Below are 18,488 nucleotides of genomic sequence, written 5' to 3' on the forward strand. Positions count from 1 at the left end.
CTTGTCATTTTCTGCAACGAGCGCAACTGAAATAATCGGAAACCAAGGTCTTCCGCACTGCTTATCTATCAGAAGTAGGTAGCTTAATGCCTTATTCCCTTACGGCGGATTACCTTCTCGGCCGTCATAAACAGGATGCTTATGTCGAGGCCGAGCGAGCGACGTTCGAGATATTCGATATCGAATTTAACCTTCTCCGGAATCGGCAATTCGTCACGTCCGTTGATCTGCGCCCATCCCGTCAATCCGGGCAAGAGCTTGTCGACGCCATGGGCCGTCCGCAATTCTATTAGGTCGTATTGATTGTAGAGTGCCGGCCGTGGGCCGACGAAACTCATCTTCCCCTCGAGAATGCACCAGAGCTGCGGCAGTTCATCGAGGCTGGATTTGCGTAGAAACGAGCCGATAGGCGTCAGAAACCGATCCGGGTTTTCAAGCAGATGCGTGGCCACCGTCGGCGTGTCGACGCGCATGCTGCGAAACTTTGGCATCAGAAAGATCTGATTGAAACGGCCGACACGTTTTGACCAATAAAGGATTGGTCCCGGCGAGGTAAGGCGAACACAAAGAGCGACGATGAGGATTGGAAGGAGCAGGATCACCGACGCAATCAAAGCCAGCAAAAAATCCACCGCCCGTTTCAAACCCATGCTCCGCAGCTCCGCGCCATCGACCGACCATCCGCCGTTCACGCTATCGCCTGCCGTATCGTCAAAAAGCGTTTCGCGTCAACTGGAGGACATGGTGTTTTATCTATAGGCATGCTCGATCGATCATCGACCTGTTGGCCCCCTCCCGCCATGCCCGTCTGGGTTCCACCACGCTGCAAACCGGTCGGCTGCTTCCCCCGGGAGGCTGATCATGGGTCTTATGCACCCCCGCGGTTGGCAGCTTGTTTGGCCGATACGGACCGACACCGCTCGTCGTCCCGGGTGCCATTCTGCTTAATATGCTGATGTGGCCCCTGACATTCGTCCAGCAGGACACCTCATTCTGGCTGCTGCCCGTGGCCCAATGGAACGACCACTCCGCACGCTGAGTTGCGTCCCATAAAAGGTTGTCGGAGGGCTGTAGCGGCAATTTTGGCGAAAGGGACTGGCGACGCCTGCGTGGCGAAAAGATCGGCTTTGTTCTTCAGGATGCGCTCGTGTCGCTTGATCCGCTCCGGCGGATTTCCTTGCCGCTCAGCGCGGAGCGATCGTCGCCACGACGAAGTCATGACAATGATTGACCGACATGGCATTTTCAGCATGGGCATTGGCCTACACGGATGCCCACGTGCTGGCGCAGCCGCGAGCTGGCAACTGTCCCAAATTAACCCATTAATTAGCATTCTCTTGCATGCGCGGACTGCGATGTTACCCTCGCCGACATCGTGGGGGATCGCGTATGACGATTGAAGAGCTGATCGATTTACAGGAAGCAGGCTCAAGGGCGCGGGTGCTCGGCCTGAAGGCTCACGAAAACCCATACCTCGCCGCCCATAGGATGCCTACTGGTGATACCAGTGCCCTCGGGGATTGGCTTGCGCGTCACGACGCGTGGAAGTTCGGTTGGGAAGCGGAGGACGCTAGCCGCGAAGGTAGGATTGCTGCGCACTTCAAGGAGTTGATCTCTACTGCCAAACAACGTGCGCTCGATACGTAACCTTACTGATGGCGGTTTGCTAGCGACGAGTTAGGTTTTCTTGCCCCGTCGCAGCGAAGGATCCGCACCTCTTTCACCATCGGATTGCCGGCGGTCAGGTCTTTTCGAAGAGTGGCGAGATCACCATTTGCGGCACCAGCACCAGACCCTTGTCGGTTATCCGGATTGCCGGGATGACCGACAGCGGGATGAGGTTGAAGCCCATATAGGCGATGGTGCAGCCTGCCTTTTCCCATTCGAGCTTCAAGGCCTTTACCTCGTCCGCGACCTGGTGCACGCGCTTGTCGGACAAAAGCCCGGCGATCGGCAGTGGCACCATGGCCGTCACCTTGCCGTCCATCACGACGCAGACGCCACCCTGCTTTTCTTCGATCGCGTCGAGCGCCACCTGCATGTCCGCTGCATTGGTGCCGGCGACGATAATGTTGTGGCTGTCGTGGCCGACCGAGGATGCGACCGCGCCTTGTCTGAGCCCGAAGCCGTTGAGCAGTCCGTGGGCGATATTGCCGGCAGACTTGCCGTGACGCTCCACCACCGTCACGAAGCAGAGGTCGTGCTTGTCGAAATGCGCCTGCCAGTCATTGGCCGGTTCCAGCGTGACGGTGACATGGCCCAGCGTAATGCCAGGCAGCTCCGTCTTGATCGTATGAGCGACGACCGTCTCCGTCGGTAGTTCCGGTGTCAGCTTGAGATTTTTTGGCAGCTTGACCGTGTGGTAGGCGGTATCTGGATAGCGGTACGGTTTCGACAGGGCCTCGTCGAGGATCGGCGTGATCTTCTTGCCGTCGACGACGAGCTCGCCACCATACCAGGTGCTGACCGGCGTAAGGTCGTCGTTGAGAAGCACCAGGTCGGCGCGCCGCCCGCCGCCCAGACCGCCGATTTCGCCTTCCATGCCAAACCGCGTCGCGCCGTGCAGCGAACCCATCGCCCAGGCCTCTTCCTGCCTCATGCCGTATTTCACGGCTTCGCGCGTTACCCAGTCCAGGCCGAAGGCGAGCAGATCTTCCGCATCTCGGTCGTCGGTGCAGACGGCGACGCGCTTATGGGAAGCGCCGAGCTCGGTGATCGTCTTGATCGCCTGCGGTAGCGAATGCCAAGGTGTCGTCGGCGGGCCGCCGCGCAGGAAGATCCACACGCCGGCTTCCAGGAGGTCGTCGGCAATGTCGCGGTCGATGGCTTCATGCGTGTCGGTGACACCGGATGCCGCATAGGCGGCAACGAACTCTCGTCCGTAGACATGACCCGACACCGGCCTGCCGCGCTCGAGTGCCGCAGCCAGGATCGCATGGCTGCGCTCGTCGCCCATTGCAACGGGGACGAAATCCATCTTCTCGCCGAGAGCCACGGCTTCCGGCCACTTGTCGAACAGGGCGGCGATCTTATCCGGCGTCAGGTCGCCGCCGGCTGTTTCCAGATCCGGCGTCGTCGCCGGCACGGTGCTCGGCACGGTCAGGAAGATGGATAGCGGCGCCTGCCGTGCATCCTCGAGCATTGCCTCGACGCCGGCGACGTCCATGACGTTGCCGATCTCGTGGCTGTCGCAGAAGATCGTCGTCGTGCCGTTGAGGAGGGCCGCTTCGGCATAGGCGCAGGCCGTCACCATCGAGGATTCGATATGGATATGCGGATCGACCAGGCCGGGGGCGATGATGCCGCCCTTGGCGTCGTAGAGCCTAGCGCTCCCGCCGCTGTAGCTACCAGCCGGCTTCACGGCAGCAATGCGGCCACCCGAAATCCAGACTTCCCGTCCGTCGAGAAAGCGCTCCGAATAGGTGGACAAGACGCGCGCGCCCTGGATGACCAGATCGGGTTCGCGACGAGCGGAGGCGACATCGGCAAGACGGCGGGTCATGGTCGAGAGCGGCTGAACGGAGAAGCGGGTAAGCGTGCTCATGAAAACCTCTTTCCAGGGCGGGGAGAACAGGCAAGATTGTAAGGAACGCCGTCGAGTGAAGAAAGCACGAATAGTTGTTGTCACTGGCGTGGGTACCAGCCTACTGGATCGGGGCAACAGGCAGGGATGCCCTACCGCTCGGGCAATCGAGCAGAACTGACAAACTTCTGGCGAGGACATAAGGCTTGGCAGAACGGCTCCATCGAACCGGACCAGCGTCGTCAGCCCGTCTTTCGGCGGCGGCAGAATGAAGAGACGAAAGAGGCTGCCACCCGGAGCCGGACAAGCGGCATGGCGCCGGCCGCATCGAAGCTATGCAAGATCCCCCATCCAGTCCTGACCTGGAACGAGTTCGACCTCCTGCTGGCTCCGCGGTCGGAGCGACCGGCATCGTTCATTGCGACTTCGGGAAATCTTGTCTTGAACGTCATCCGGTTTCCCTCACGGTTTCTTCAGCCGGCGGAAAAGCACCTGTCGGCAATATCCCGGCCGATCGGGATCGACGACGTGGCTGCTGGCGACGGCGCATTGCAGACGTGCAGCATGCGACCCGTCTTTAGGAACAGGAAATCATGCTCCAGACGCCCGTCCCGCATCACGGCCTGGGCCCGGATGCCCGCTTCCATCGGCTGAAGGTCTTCGAGTGTCAGCGACGGGCAGTATTTGCGGCACGCTTCCAGATAGTTTTTCCGCCACAGCGAGTCCCTGAATTCGTGCACGGAGGCGCCTGCGTTTTTCCAGAGAAGCCGCCATAGGCCCGGAAACGAGAGACAGTCGCTGAGATCCCGGATGTTTATGCTGAATTTCGGATACCCCTCGCGCGCCATTCCCAGAACCGCATTGGGTCCGACGGTAAGGCTGCCGTCGATCATCTTGGTGACATGAATGCCAAGGAATGGAAGCGACGGATCGGGCACCGGATAGATCAGGTGCCTGACCAGTCCATTCCGCGACGGCGGCAGACGGAAATATTCGCCCCTGAACGGTATGATTTGATGATCGATCTTGAGGCCCGCAAGTTTGGCGATGCGGTCGGACTGCAGGCCGGCGCAGGCGATCAGCTGTCTGGCCCGCCATTTGCGCTCACCCGCTGAAATCTCTACGAGATCCGGGGTTTCGCGGATCGCGGAAACCTGCGTATTCAATGCGATTTCCACGCCCTGAGCGGCCAGTTGAGCGCCCATGGCGACGCACACAGCCTTGTAGTCGACGATACCCGTCGCCCGAACGAAAATTGCCGCGACGCCTTCGACCATGGGCTCGCGTTGTTTCAGCGTATTCCGATCGAGCCATTCAATATCGATGTTGTTGATCTTTGCTCGTTCGGCCAGGTCCTTCAGGCGGCGGTGTTCGAGCTCGTTGGTGGCAACCACCAGTTTTCCGCATTGTTCATAGGGTACACTCTTCTCCCTGCAGAACGCCTTGATGGCATCGGCCCCCTCCCGACAGAGGCGCGCTTTCAAGCTGCCTGGCGCATAGTAGATTCCCGCGTGGATGACGCCGCTGTTGTGCCCTGTCTGGTGAACGGCCAAGCCAGGCTCCTTTTCAAGGAGAACTACACTTGCACTGGGACGCTTTTCCAGAACGGCCATGGCGGTGGCAAGACCAACTATGCCGCCGCCTATAATGCAGACGTCGTGAATCATTGCGACACTCATTCCCAATCGATCGAAGTTAACGCCGGAAGCCGGGCAGATCCGACTTCACGAACATGCCGGCGCGACAGGCCGCGGCTTTGAGACGCGAAATTTCTGCCTTGAATCTTACTCGAGATCCCAGTTCGGGGAGACTGATCCATCACGTCCTAAGGTTCGCGTATTGCGTTGTCGAGGCCACGCAGCAGCGGATACAGGAAATAGGAGATCACCGTGCGGTTGCCGACCTTGATTTCGGTGGTCACAGTCATGCCGGGAAGCAGTCGCACCGGCACATCTGTGGCATTCAGCCGGGTATCGGCAAGCAGGATCCGCGCCTTGAAAAAGGGGGCGGCCGGCTGTCCGGGGGTGGCGGTCTGCTCCTGTTGGCCGGTTAGGAAGGTGTCCTGGCTGATGGTCCTCACCTCGCCTGTCGCGGTTCCGTATTTCTGGAACGGATAGGCGTCGAGCTTGATACGGGCTTCCTTGCCGACGGCCACCCGGCCGATATCGCGCGTGTTAATCGAGACTTCCGCTTCCAGCGGCACGTTAATGGGCACGAGTGTGACCACCGGCTCGGCCTCCCGCACCACCGAACCGACCGAGCGCTGCGCCAGGTCGAGCACGACGGAATCGGCCGGAGCCGTCAGCACGACCATGTTGCGGCGCAGTGCCATCTTCTTTAGTTCCTCGTCCGCCATGTCACGCTGGCCGCGCAGCTCCACTAATTGCTCCATCGCCGCCCGGCGGAAATCCTCGATGAAGGCCTGCCGGTCCGCCCTCAGCTTGGCATAGGCGTGTGCGGCCTCGTCGGCCCGGCCGCGGACGGCTGTCAGATCGGATTCGACGTCGAGGCGGGCGTCGCGCGAACCGAGCAGCGTGATTAGCGAACCGCTCTGGTTGTCATAGAGCCTCTCCCGCGCTGCTTCGATCTGTGAGAGCCCATCACGTCGGTCATTGAGCACCGCCTCCTGGTTTTTGCTCGCCACAAGAGCGGCCGATTGGCCGGCGATCTGCTGATCGAAATTCTGCAGCTGCGCCACGTAGAAGGCGCGTCGCTGGCCGAAGAGCTGCGCCTGCAGCATCTGGTCGGGCGTATCTCCCGCCATCTTCGTATAGTCGTCGCCGGCAAGCTCGGCCTCGATGCGCCTCACCTGGGCGTCGAGCGCGGAGAATTTCGCCTGCTGCTGGTCGACATCGGCCTGGCTGAAGGTGGCGTCGAGGGTCGCGAGCGTCTGACCGGTATGCACGACCTCGCCGGCCTTCACCTCGATCGTGCGGATGATCGAGGTTTCGAGCGGCTGGACGACGATGGTCGGCTGGGTGGTGACGAGCTTGCCGGGCGCGATCACCACCTCGTCGATCGAGGAGACCGAGGCCCAGGTGATCGCCGAAGCAATCAGCGCGGTTACGCAATAGAGCGTCATGCGCGCAACTCTGGGCGGCGCACGTTCCTCGAGCTCGACGGCATCGGACTGGAATTCGGCAATTGCCGGCGGCAGCGGCGGGCGGGCGGTCAGTTCCCTTCCCTTGCCCGAGGGCGCCTTGTCTGAGGGAGCCTTGTCTGAAGGGACCGGCAGGTTCTCGCTGGGTTTTCTGGTGTGCGCGTTCATGCGACCTGCCTCATCTGCTGGGACCACAGATGGCGATAGGTCATGCAGCGCGATACAAGCTGATCGTGCCGGCCGATATCGGCGACCTTGCCACGGTCGATGACGAGAATGGCATCGGCATCGACGAGCGTCGAAAGCCGGTGCGAGACGATGACGACAGTGCGGCCGGCGGCGATGCGGCTCAGATTCTCGCGGATGATCGCCTCACTGTCGGGGTCGAGCGCGCTCGTCGCCTCGTCGAAGATCAACAGCTTCGGATCGGTGATAAGCGCGCGGGCAATGGCAAGCCGCTGCTTCTGGCCGCCTGAAAGGTTGGAGGCGTTTTCCTCCAGCATCGTGTCAAAGCCGCGCGGCAGGCGCTCGATGAACTCCTCGGCGCCGGCGATGCGGGCGACTTCCATGATCTCCTCGATGCTGGCATCGGGCTTGGCGGCGGCAATATTCTCGCGCACCGAGCCGCGAAACAGGAAACTATCCTGCAGCACGACGCCGATGCTCGTTCTCAGATGCACGAGGTCGATCTCGCGGCTGTCATAGCCATCCATGCGCACGAGGCCTTCCTGGCTCTGATAGAGGCCCTGGATGAGCCTTGTGATCGTCGTCTTGCCCGAGCCGCTCTTGCCGACCACCCCGAACAAGCAGCCCGCCGGAATGGCGAAGGAGACATTGTCGAGCGCCGGCGCGCTGTCCGGGCCGTAGCGGAAGGTGACCCTGTCGAATTCGATGCGGCCCTGCAGATGCGGCCGTACACCTCGCCCGCGGCCCGCCTGCTCCGGCCGCTGGTTCATGATCTCGCCGAGCATGCGCACGGAGAGCGCGACTTCCTGATATTCGTGCACCATGGTGACGATCTGTACCAGTGGTCCCGAGACCCTGCCGGCAAGCATGTTGAAGGCGACCAGCGCGCCAATCGTCATCGCGCCGCTGAAGACATCGAGCGCGCCGAGGCCGATGATCGCGACGCTCATCAGCTTCTCCAACAGTCCGGTCATCGCCTGGGCGATGGTCGAGATCTTGTCGACCCGGAAACGCACGGAGATCGACTGGGCCGAATAATCGTCCCACACCTTGCGCTGGCGCGGCTCCAGCGCCAGCGATTTGACGGTGCGCATGCCGTGCACGGTTTCCACCAGCAATGCCTGCCGGTCGCCTTCGGCCTGGTAGAGCGCCTGCAACCGGCGCTGGAACGGCCCGACGAGCATCATCACCACGAGGCCCACGAGGGCTGCGAAACCGAGCACGACAAGCGTCAGCTTGACGCTATAGAGAAGCAGGATCGGCACGAAGACCAGGAGCGAAACGCCGTCCAACAGTGTGAGAAATAGCCGGCCGGTCAGGAATTCACGGATGCGCCCCGTCTGCTGCATATGCTTGACGAGAACGCCGGCCGAGGCCTGTTCGAAGAGCGCGATCGGCAGGTTGAGCAGATGGCCGAAGGTGCGGGTCGCCACGCGGATGTCGATCCTGTTCGTCGCATAGAGCAGCAGATAGCGGCGCAGGAAAGTAAAGGTCGCGTCGAAGACGAGCGCGATCGCAATGCCCGCCGTGAGAACCGTCAGCGTCGCATAGCTCTGATGCACCAGCACCTTGTCGATGACGAGCTGAAAGAAGATCGGCGTCGTCAGCCCCAGCCCGTAGAGCACGAAGGCGGCGAGCGCGACATCGCGGAAGAAGCTGCGCTGCTTGATGATCTCGGGGACGAACCAGCGGAAGCCGAAGGGCCGGTCCTCATCGGACATGCGATAGTTGCGCTTCACCAGGATCACCGATCCGAGCCAGGCCTTGCCGAACTGCTCTTCGCTGAGCATCATCACTTCGGCGCGTGATGCCAGCGGGTCGAGAACGCGGATTCTCTCATCCTCCCCGCTCCCGACAGCGCCGGCGATGACCACCCAGTTGCCGTTCGTCAGCTCAGCGAGCACCGGGAATGCCTCGCCAAGTTGGAACAGGGATCGCCAGTCGAGCGTCAGATGCTTTGCCCTGAGGCCGGCATCCTTGGCCATGCGCAGCAGCTGCCGCAAGACAACAGGATCGTTGCCGACGGCATAATCGTGCTGCAATCGTTCAGGAGCAAGATCGACGCCGTGATGACGCGCGACCAATGCAAGACAGTGAAGGTTGGTATGCAGAAAACCACTCATGGCCCACCCGAAACAATACGAGACTGAGGCAATATTTGTTTTATCAGTTGAAGTTCGGCGAGGCGTTCGAAGCGCCTGCCTGCATCGACTGAATATCGGCAGCCGCCGCGGTTGACGTATCACCGATACGACGGACCGCGCCAGCCTCGACCAACCCGCCAAGCGCCTTCTGCATGAGATCGACCGCATTGGCGAAGGCATCGACCGGCATGATGATGCGCTGGCGGAATACCGGCTTCGGATTGTTGTTGGCGTCACGATCGGTGGCCGAGAGCGACATCAGGTCGATGCGCACGATCGTTCCCGTGATGGTGATTTCGCCGATGCCATCTGCATAGAGTTCGTTGCTCATTGTTCTCTCCTCTGGTTGATAATCAAAACGTCTTCACCTTGGGCGTCTTACGTCCATTAGGATGCTCTATCGATGTGAATGTGCGTGCTGCCAGGCCGGAAGCGGGTCCCGAAGTCCGGCAGCGGTCTGCGGATCGAAGCCCGTCTCCTCACCGGTCAGGCAGTCGTCGAGTGCGGTGCGGATTGTGTCTTCGTCGAAGCCGGCGCCGATGAAAACGAGTTCCTGGCGGCGGTCGCCCCAGACCTCGTCCCAATGCCGTTCGATGAGCTGGCGGAACTGCGGATAATGCGGCCATTGCGCCTTCGGCACGGACGCCCACCAGAAGCCCTTGCTGTCGATGCGGCACTGCGTGCCGGCAATCGATAGCAGGCCGATCTCGTCGGGCCTTGTCGCCAGCCAGAAATGGCCCTTCGCGCGGATGAGGCCCGGCCATTTCCTGTCGAGAAAATCCCGCAGCCTGGAGGGATCGAACGGCCGGCGGCTGCGATAGACGAAGCTCGAAATACCGTATTCCTCCGTCTCCGGCATATGGTCGCCCCAACCGAAGAGTTCCTTGTGCCACAGCGGATGACGGGCAGCTCTCGCTTCGCTGAAAAGGCCGGTATTCAGGATGGCGTCGAGCTTCAGCTGGCCGAAGCCGGTCTCGATGACGCGGGCATCGGGGTTGAGCGCGGCAACGACGCGGCGAACCTCGGCAAGCGCTGCAGGCGGCACATCCCGCGCCTTGTTGATGACCACGACATCGGCAAATTCGATCTGCTCGACGAGCAGTTCCACCAGCTTGCGCTCGTCGTCTCCGTCCCGGCTCTCGCCGCGATCCCTCAGGAACTCCGCGCTCGCATAATCGGCCAGAAGATTGACCGCATCGACGACGGAAACCATCGTGTCGAGCCGCGCGACGTCGCAGAGGGCTGCCCCGCTCTCGTCGCGGAAGGAGAAGGTCGCTGCGACCGGCAACGGTTCGGCAATGCCGGTGCCCTCGATCAGCAGATAATCGAAACGGCCGGCGGCGGCGAGGCGGCGCACTTCGCTCAGCAGGTCGTCGCGCAATGTGCAGCAGATGCAGCCATTGGTGAGCTCCACCAGCGTCTCGTCCGTCCGCGACAGGTTCGCTCCCCCGTCGCGGACGAGATCGGCATCGATATTCACCTCGCTCATGTCGTTGACGATGACGGCGACCCGACGCCCCTCGCGATTGCGCAGGACGTGGTTAAGGATCGTCGTCTTGCCGGCGCCGAGAAAGCCGGCAAGGACCGTGACCGGAAGTCTGTTGTCTGCACTCGTCATCGATACTCCCCGCTCGCTTCTTCTACGCCGCGAGCTGCGGTCTGAATGCTACGTCCACATAGTAGTTTGTGCTGTTATAGCTGGCACTTGGGAACAAGCCGCCCGAGCCATAGGCATAGACGCCGTTGTTGCCGCTGAGCGCCCTCAAGTCGCCGTTCGTCACATCGGCGCTGAAGTAATTGCCAGTCGCCGAATAATTGCCGTTGGTGCTGTAGGAAACGACATAGGGCGTATCCGCGGCGACCTCCACCTGCTGGGTGAGCGTCGCGGTCTGCCAGCCGCTTGCCGTTTCGTTGCTGAAGCTGACGCTGCCGAGCAATGTGCCCGAGGCGGTCCAGAGATAGCCGCTGTGCGGGCCTGTATTGTCTGCCCCTTTGTAGAAGCGGATGCCGGTGACCCAGCCTGCCGTATCGGCCTGGAATTTCATGCCGAGATTAACTGGCTGGTTGTCATTGACGGAGACGATCGAAGGCGTCGCATCGGCGGCAAAGAGGTTCTGCTCCGGCCCTCCCGTCTGGCCGCCGTTGATGGTGAGCGCAACCTGCGCCGACGCTGTGCCGCCCTTGCCGTCTGCAATTGCGTAGCTGAAGCTCGCCGGTCCCGAATAGCCTGCCGTTGGCGTGAACGTCACCATCTGGGCCTGGGCGTCGTATGCGACCGAGCCATTGGCCGCGCCACTGACGCCGGTGATGACAAGCGGATCGCCATCGGCATCGGTGTCGTTTGCCAGGAGCACTGAGGCCTGGATGGTGATCGGCGAGCCGGTATTGGTCGACAAGCCGCTGTCATTGGCGGCGACCGGAACCGCGTTCTGCGCGCCGCCCTGCTGATAGAGCACGTCGACCCAGTAATTGCTCGCATTGTAGGAAGCGGTCGGGAACAGACTGCCCGAGCCATAGGCATAAAGGCCGTTGCCGCCGCTTGCAGCACTCGACGGTGCCGTCAGCGCGCCATTCGTATGGTCTGTCGTGAAGTAGTTCGCCGTTGCGGAATAGAAACCGTTCGAATGGTAGCTCGCCACATAGGTGGCGCCGGCCGTAACATTGATCGGCTGGGTGAAGGAAACCGTCTGCCAGCCGCTCGCCGTCTCGTTGATGAAGGTCGCCTGGGCCAGAACCTGGCCGCTCGCCGTCCAGAGCGAGCCGACATGCGTACCGGTATCCTGGGCGCTCCTGTAATAGGTGAGCCCGGTGATCTGGCCGCTGGCGGAAGCGATGAACTTGACGCCGAGTTCGACCGAGTTGGCGTCATTGGCGGCGGCAACACCCGACGTATCGGCGCCGCTGAACAGGCTTGACGTCGTTCCCTGCACGGGCGGCGTGCCGACAGTGAGGCTGACGGTGGCCGACGCTACGCCGCCATATCCATCTGCGATCGAATAGGAGAAGCTTGCCGCACCCGTATAACCCGCCGTCGGGGTGAAAATGACGGACTTGGTCTGGCTGTTGAAGGTCACCGTTCCGTTGACGGCACCATTGACGCCGGTGATGCTGAGTGGGTCGCCGTCGGCATCGGTGTCGTTTGCAAGCAGGCTGGCTGCTGCAATCGACAGCGCCGTGTTGGAATAGGTCGAGTAGCCATTGTCATTGGCGGCGACCGGCACCGCATTGCTTGTCTGGGTGTAGACGACATCCACCCAGTAGTTCGACGACTGATAGCTGGAGGTCGGGAATGCCGAGCCCCCCACAGCGTAGACGCCGTTGTTGCCGGCGAGCGCCGTCAGTCCGCCGTTGGTATGGGCTGACGTGAAATAATCTGCCGTCGCCACATAGGAGCCTGTAGTGCTGTAGGAGGCGACATAGGTCGTGCCGGCCGCGATATGCACCGGGTTGGTGAATGTCGCGGTCTGCCAGCCGCTTACCGATCCACTGTCGGCGAAGCTGGCGGTCGCGACCAGCGTGCCGGCGGACGTCCAGAGGGAGCCGGTATGGGCGCCGGTATCGCCGGCGGTCTTGTAGTAGCGGATGCCGGTAATCATGCCGCTGGACGAAGCGACGAACCTCATCCCGAGTTCCAGCGACTGACCGTCGTTGAAGCTGGCGCCCGTAGGCCCCTCGCTTGATGTAAACAGCGTTTCCCCGGCAGGGCCCTGGTTTACGGTGAGGCTGACGTTGGCCTGATCGGTGCCGCCGCGTCCGTCCGACAGCGTATAGGTGAAGCTTGCCGGACCCGAATAATTGTTGGTCGGCGTGAAGATGACGGTGCCGTTCTGCCTATTGAGCGTCACCGTCCCGTTGACGGCATTGCCGACGGCCGAAATCGTCATTGCATCGCCATTGGGATCCGTATCGTTTCCGATGAGCGAGGCAATCGAGATGACGACGCTGTCGTTGCGGGTGATGGTCAGCCCCATATCGTCGGTCGCAACCGGCGCGCTGTTGGGACCGGCATCGAAGACGACGTCGACCCAGTAGTTGGTGCCGGTGCCGGGGCTCTGGCCGGGAAATGTGCCGGCATTGTCGCCATAGGCATAGACGCCGCCGCCATCGACGGCTTTCAGCGCGCCGCTGGCATAGGGGCTGGCGAAATAATTCTCGGTGGCGGAGTAGAAGCCGCCGCTGTGATAGGAGGCCACGTAGGTCGTGCCGGCGGCAATCTGGATCGGGCTGGAGAACAGCACCGTCTGCCAGCCGGAGAGCGACTCGCCGACCGATACTCCCGTTGCCAGCCGTGTTCCGTCGGCGCTCCAGAGGCTGACGACATGGTCGCCGATATTGTAGAAGCCCTTGTAGAAGCGGATGCCCTCCACGAAGCCTGCCGTCGTCGCCTGGAAGCGCAGGCCGAGCTCGACGGAATCGCGATCGATCGCCAATTCGACCGCCGGCTTTTCCGCCAGCGTCCATAGGCCCTGCGTGCTCGGCAGGGTGACGGTGACCTGCTTGCCGACAGACGGCGCCTCCATATTGACGCTGTCGTCGACGGCCCGTGACATGACCGTGTAGGTTCCGCTCGCCTGGACGACCCAGTTATAGCTCCAGCTCTCGCGGCCGGTGGCCTTGAACCAGTGCTGGCCGCCATCGGTCGAGACTTCGACGCCAGCAATGATGCCGCCGCCGAAATCCTGCGCCGTTCCCGTGATCGTCACATGCTGCCCTTCGAGGAAGCTTGCGCCGACGATCGGCGAGGTGACCGACGAGGTGGGCTTCAGCGTGTCGGTCGATTGTGTCGCAAGGATCAGGCTCGCATCCAGCGTGGTCGGCTGAATGCCCATGTCCGCGAACATGTTTACCATCGCCTGCTGCACATTGCGATCGGTCGAGGTTGCCGGACCTTGGTGGTTGTCACTCAGCCCCCAGGACCAGAAGACTGTGCCGGCGCCGAAGACCAGCGCGCCGCTTGCCGACCGGTACATGGTGAGACTATGGGTCGCCACTGCATCGCCAACCGTCGCGCCATAGTCGCGCAGATACGTGCTCACCGAGACCGAGGAGAGCGACAAGTTGATCAGTCCGGCCGGACGGAATCCGTTCTCGACATCGGAATCCCATTCGTAGCCGAGCAGGTTCTGCACGAGATTGTAGGTCTCACCGTCCTGCAGCTCCGAAACGTCGGTATTGCGCCAGAAGCGTAGGTTCGAATAGTCGTAGGGGATGGAGATCGTATCCTGGCGGTAGCTGTCCACCTGGAACATCGTGCCCGTCAGCGCATTCTCCGGCTGCTGCCCCGGATCGGCATAGCGCGGATCGCGCCAGGTGCCGGTGCCGACATTGCTCGGATCCGTGCTCGTGCCCCAGGTTTCCTTGTAGCAGACCATGGTGCGGTAGGCCTGGCCACTGCCGTCGATGCTGCTTTCCCAGCGGACCTTCCAGTAGCACTCGTTGCCGCTCCAGAAGGCGAGGTTGACGCCGGCATCGCGCGCCGCCTCGACATTGGCGCGCTGTTCGGCAGACCAATATTCGTCATGCCCGACGGAGAGATAGGCATCGTGGTTGAGCAGCAGCGCGCCGTTGCGCGTCGCATCGACGCCGGAAATATAGGAAACGTCGTAGCCGTTCTGTTCCAGCCACGAAATGGCGGAGGATTCGACGCCGAAAATGTAGTCGTGCGAGCCGCCGATCGGGCTCGTATTGGTAATGATCGGCCTGTTATAGCTGACCGCCGAGGCCCGACCGATGGCCTGCAGGCCGCAGCTGCAGTTCGGCGGCAGGTAACCGATCATGTCTGCCGGATCGACGGGCACCTGACCATAATAGAGGCTGGCGCCGCCCCAGGCATTATAGGCCTGCCATGTCGTGTCGGACGTCTGGAAGACGATATTGCTGGTGGAGGCGTCGTCGCGCACGACGAAAGGAATGATGCTGGCGTCTTCAACGCCGTCCTCGCGCACCAGCTTGGCGAAATAGACGCCGGAGACCGCGTCCGTCGGAATCTGCCAGCTCGCCGAGACCGACCAGTTGCCGCAGTCGATCAGGCCGAGCGACATATCGACGATCGGATGCGGCTGGATCTGCGCCGTTGTCAGCGATTGCTCGATGGAGTCGACCTTGCGCGCCCCGTCCCCGCCATAATAGCCCATGCGGTAGATATCGATGCGGTAATGGGTGGAATCGGTGGCGATCTTGAAATCGACCGTCTGGCCGATATTCGTGCTGATCTCGGTGGCGAAGCCCTGGATGGTGCCGCCGCCGTCGCCCTCCAGACCCCACTCGCTGATCGGATTGCCTTGCTTCATGTTCTCGAGCGCGATCTTGTTGGGCGTCGCAGCAGTTGCAGCAGCTGCAGCCGCCGCCACCGGTGCTGCAAGCGCAGTCGGGGCCGCGGTCGTATTGGCGGAAGCGTCCTGGCTTGGCCCCAGCGAGATGGAGGCTATCGAGGTTTGAAGGCGCAATGACGTCGTGCCGGAACCGGCGGCAGGATCGGCCGGCGGCGTGGTAGCGCCTCCCGTGCCGGCATCGCTGGTAACACCCGTCAGCACGGGCGCGGCAGGCAGCGTCGCAGCCTCCTCGTACGGGTCCGGGCCGAGCACGGTGCGCTCGGATGACGTAGTCGTCGTCTGCAACACTGTCGCAACCGACGCCGTCTTGGCGGACGTGTCCTGTGCGCTGCCGTCGCCTGCAGGCGCAGGCATCGCCGTTGGTGGAATCGAGGCCGTCTGCACGCCGCCTGCTGAGATCAACGCGGCGGGCAGCATGATATTGCCTGTGTAGGAGGACGCGAGGGCGGCGCCGTCGAGATTGGCGAAGCTGCCCTTACTGGCAAAGCTTTGGGAACCATCGGTACTCGTGGAAGATACAACCGTCGCGGTTCCCAGCACTGCGCTCCACGCTGAGGGTGCACGACAGATACTCAACGCTCCACCAAATGTACTCAAATACTCACGATTACTGACATGAATTCTCCGCATCAGCGGCGTCCCCTCCCGCATTGGCCGGCCCTTCGACCGCTATAGCAAGGCGTGTATTCTGGCACCTTTGCTAAGGGAATGTACGACAGCAATCTGGGGTATGAGGGAGGTATCCCCTACGCCGATATGATGATCCTCAACGTAGGCCGGCCGACAAAGTCCCAGAGCTGCCTGCGGCTACTGGTAAAGCCTTTCCGGGCTAGAGCTGCCCGGCCCACCGGTCGCACCGTTTCGCGTTGGCGAAGCTCTGCGTCTCCTCTCAATCGACCTTGACAAGCACGTCCAAGTCGAGACGCTATTGGGCTCGCAACGTCGTAGAAAAACGAGGATAGGATGAGGTTCAGCAGACCGGCAGTCGCAGGCGTGATTGGCGTGACAGCGTGTGTGTTTGGCGCCTGCCTTGCGGCATCGCCTGCGCTCACACAGGAAGTCGAGCCGCCCGCTCCATGGGTTAAGCTCACAGGTTCGCATGCGGGAGCGGTCGGAACATGCTCAATGATTGATGCGAGCGACATCGAAGCTTGTTACATGGTCCGGTGCGACGCCAAGAACGGTCTCATCTTCGAGATTGGCGATGCCACTGTTGGTGGGAGCGGTCTGCGATTGGCGCGCTTCGAGATTGGGAGGTACAAAGAGACGATCCGCCTCGACGGGAACAGTCCCGATCGGCGAACGATTGTTCTCTCAAAGCATCCGAAGCTGCTTTCCGCCCTCACATCTGGCGCTGATTTCGCCACTATGTTCGCCATCAAGGCCGGTGTGATAGATTACAGCACCGGCTTTGAACTTACGGGGGCGCGAGACCAGATATCTCGCCTGGCAAATGGCTGCCGAACCAAGCCGTGACGATGGGCAAGGGTCCTGTCCTAGGTAGCTGACGCTGGTTGAAAAAATTCCGGGCCGGATCGGCTGCTCGAGCCGGTTACGTTGTCTTGCGCCGCCCGTGCTACCAGGCAGGAAACGGATCTTCGAGGGTCGCCCAGTCGCTTGGATCGGCGCTGGCGAGGCATCCGTCCAGTGCGGTCCGCACACCTGTCTCGTCCATATCAACGCCGATAAAAACCAATTCCTGCCGACGGTCGCCCCAAGCGCTGTCCCACCGGCTCTCGAGATGCTGACGAAACTGCTGATGGTTCGGCCAGTCCTGCCGGGGCACAGCTGCCCACCAGAGACCCATGGGCTCGCAGCGCCGCTGCACCCCGGCAGCCGACATCAGACCCACATGACGCGGGCGCGTGGCAAGCCAGAAATGGCCTTTGGCGCGGATTACCCCCGGCCAAGGCTCGTCCAGGAATGCTCGAAACCGCCTGGGGTCGAAGGGACGCCGCGTGCGATAGACAAAGCTCGATACCCCATATTCTTCCGTCTCTGGGACATGGTCGCCCGGGTTGTACAGTTCCTTGTGCCACAACGGATGGGCGGCGGCCTTTGCTTCATCGAAGAGGCCCGTATTGAGAACAGTTGCCAGAGAAACCTCGCCGAAATCCGTCTCCACCTGGCGCGCATCCGGGTTGAGCGCGGTAACTATCTTGCGGACTTCCGCACGGATCTCTTCGGTCGCGTCCGAGATCTTGTTGATCACGACAATATCGGCAAACTCGATCTGATCCACCAGCAGGTCGATGAGTGTGCGCCGGTCCTCACCGTCGCGTTGCAGGCCGCGGTCGGCAAGCAGATCGGCACTGCTGAAGTCGGCCAACAGGTTTGCAGCGTCGACCACGGTGACCATTGTGTCGAGGCTGGCAAAATCGGCGAGCGAAACGCCGTTCTCGTCGCGGAAGGAAAAGGTTGCCGCGATAGGGCATGGCTCGGCAATGCCGGTGCCTTCGATCAACAGATAGTCGTATCGCCGCTCTTCTGCCAGTCGTCGTACTTCCGTCAGGAGGTCGTTGCGCAGGGTACAGCATATGCAGCCATTGCTGAGCTCGATCAACGTCTCCGTCGTATGCGACAGATTACACCCGCCGTCTCGAATGAGACTGGCGTCTATGTTCACTTCACTCATATCGTTGACAATGACAGCGACCCGCAGGCCCTGACGGTTATTCAAGACGTGGCTGAGGAGCGTCGTCTTGCCGGCGCCGAGAAAGCCGGCAAGCACGGTTACCGGGAGCCGCTCGATCCTGTTCATCGGCATTCCTTGAATGTGGACGGTCGGAGCGCCTCTCGCCGCGACCAGCATTTGCGTCTTATGAGCCTCATTCGAAACTGGTCCGTAACCTTGTCCTTTGCTTCATCCGACGAGCTGCGGCCGGAAGACAACGTCGGCATAGTAATTCGCTGAATCGAAGGAGTTGGTCGGGAAGAGACCCGTGGTGGCGGATCCGCCATACGCATAGATACCGTTGCCGCCGGCGACGGCACTTGATTGGGCCGTCAACGGACCGTTGGTGACGGCATTAGCGAAGAAGCCATCAGTTGCCACGTAAGCGCCGGTGGTATGATAGGAGGCAATATAGTTGGTATTGGCGGCAATCGTGACCGGAGTTGTGAAGTTCACCGTCTGCCAGCCGCTCGCTGTGGTGTTGGCGAAGGTGGCGGTGGCGAGCTTGGTGCCGGTCGTGGTCCACAGG

12 protein-coding genes and 1 pseudogene are annotated in these 18,488 nt (G+C 61.5%); 3 read left to right on the forward strand and 10 right to left on the reverse strand.

Features of this window, described 5'->3' with window-relative positions; genetic code table 11:
• Positions 1 to 83 precede the first annotated feature (83 nt).
• Entirely contained in the window at positions 84 to 650 is a 567-nt protein-coding gene (locus MOV76_RS16140) for a sugar transferase (protein WP_026188787.1), read from the reverse strand.
• A gap of 555 nt (positions 651 to 1,205) precedes the next feature.
• Between MOV76_RS16140 and MOV76_RS40350 the strand changes: the two are divergent.
• Both MOV76_RS40350 and MOV76_RS16150 read left to right on the forward strand, forming a co-directional pair.
• A pseudogene (locus MOV76_RS40350) lies at positions 1,206 to 1,287 on the forward strand (type II toxin-antitoxin system VapC family toxin); the annotation flags it as partial.
• A gap of 102 nt (positions 1,288 to 1,389) precedes the next feature.
• Positions 1,390 to 1,647 (forward strand): CrpP-related protein, encoded by a 258-nt coding sequence (locus tag MOV76_RS16150; protein ID WP_168319733.1) that lies wholly within the window; start codon positions 1,390 to 1,392, stop codon positions 1,645 to 1,647.
• 94 nt (positions 1,648 to 1,741) lie between these two features.
• Here MOV76_RS16150 and MOV76_RS16155 read toward each other — a convergent pair whose 3' ends face one another.
• The 7 genes from MOV76_RS16155 to MOV76_RS16185 all read right to left on the reverse strand — a co-directional run bounded on the left by MOV76_RS16155 (position 1,742) and on the right by MOV76_RS16185 (position 15,936).
• Positions 1,742 to 3,544: an adenine deaminase gene (locus MOV76_RS16155; RefSeq protein ID WP_247264875.1), complete on the reverse strand. Its 1,803-nt coding sequence runs from the start codon at positions 3,542 to 3,544 to the stop codon at positions 1,742 to 1,744.
• Between the two features lie 452 nt (positions 3,545 to 3,996).
• Complete coding sequence (lhgO, locus tag MOV76_RS16160) at positions 3,997 to 5,202, reverse strand: L-2-hydroxyglutarate oxidase (RefSeq protein ID WP_247264876.1); 1,206 nt, start codon at positions 5,200 to 5,202, stop codon at positions 3,997 to 3,999.
• A 146-nt stretch (positions 5,203 to 5,348) separates the two neighbouring features.
• Positions 5,349 to 6,791, reverse strand: a complete 1,443-nt coding sequence (locus MOV76_RS16165) for an HlyD family type I secretion periplasmic adaptor subunit (RefSeq protein ID WP_247264877.1) — start codon at positions 6,789 to 6,791, stop codon at positions 5,349 to 5,351.
• Entirely contained in the window at positions 6,788 to 8,932 is a 2,145-nt protein-coding gene (locus MOV76_RS16170; RefSeq protein WP_018246621.1) for a peptidase domain-containing ABC transporter, read from the reverse strand. The genes MOV76_RS16165 and MOV76_RS16170 overlap by 4 nt, the downstream gene beginning before the upstream one ends.
• Positions 8,933 to 8,975: 43 nt before the next feature.
• Positions 8,976 to 9,284 (reverse strand): hypothetical protein, encoded by a 309-nt coding sequence (locus tag MOV76_RS16175; protein WP_247264878.1) that lies wholly within the window; start codon positions 9,282 to 9,284, stop codon positions 8,976 to 8,978.
• Between the two features lie 66 nt (positions 9,285 to 9,350).
• Positions 9,351 to 10,571 carry a GTP-binding protein gene (locus MOV76_RS16180; protein ID WP_247264879.1) on the reverse strand — a complete coding sequence of 407 codons (1,221 nt, stop codon included), beginning with the start codon at positions 10,569 to 10,571 and terminating at the stop codon, positions 9,351 to 9,353.
• A 22-nt stretch (positions 10,572 to 10,593) separates the two neighbouring features.
• Positions 10,594 to 15,936 carry a DUF4082 domain-containing protein gene (locus MOV76_RS16185; RefSeq protein WP_247264880.1) on the reverse strand — a complete coding sequence of 1,781 codons (5,343 nt, stop codon included), beginning with the start codon at positions 15,934 to 15,936 and terminating at the stop codon, positions 10,594 to 10,596.
• 474 nt (positions 15,937 to 16,410) lie between these two features.
• On the opposite strand from MOV76_RS16185, the gene MOV76_RS16190 reads away from it, so the two are divergent.
• A complete protein-coding gene (locus tag MOV76_RS16190) occupies positions 16,411 to 16,761 on the forward strand; it encodes a hypothetical protein (protein WP_247264881.1) in 351 nt (116 codons plus the stop codon).
• A gap of 100 nt (positions 16,762 to 16,861) precedes the next feature.
• On the opposite strand, the gene MOV76_RS16195 is transcribed toward MOV76_RS16190, so the two are convergent.
• Both MOV76_RS16195 and MOV76_RS16200 read right to left on the reverse strand, forming a co-directional pair.
• Entirely contained in the window at positions 16,862 to 18,046 is a 1,185-nt protein-coding gene (locus tag MOV76_RS16195; RefSeq protein WP_247264882.1) for a GTP-binding protein, read from the reverse strand.
• Positions 18,047 to 18,148: 102 nt separating this feature from the next.
• Positions 18,149 to 18,488: DUF4082 domain-containing protein (locus MOV76_RS16200; RefSeq protein ID WP_247264883.1), on the reverse strand; the 340-nt coding region annotated here is incomplete at its 5' end.

It is taken from the genome of Rhizobium sp. PRIMUS64 (assembly GCF_023006465.1).
Taxonomy (GTDB): Bacteria; Pseudomonadota; Alphaproteobacteria; order Rhizobiales; family Rhizobiaceae; genus Rhizobium; species Rhizobium leguminosarum.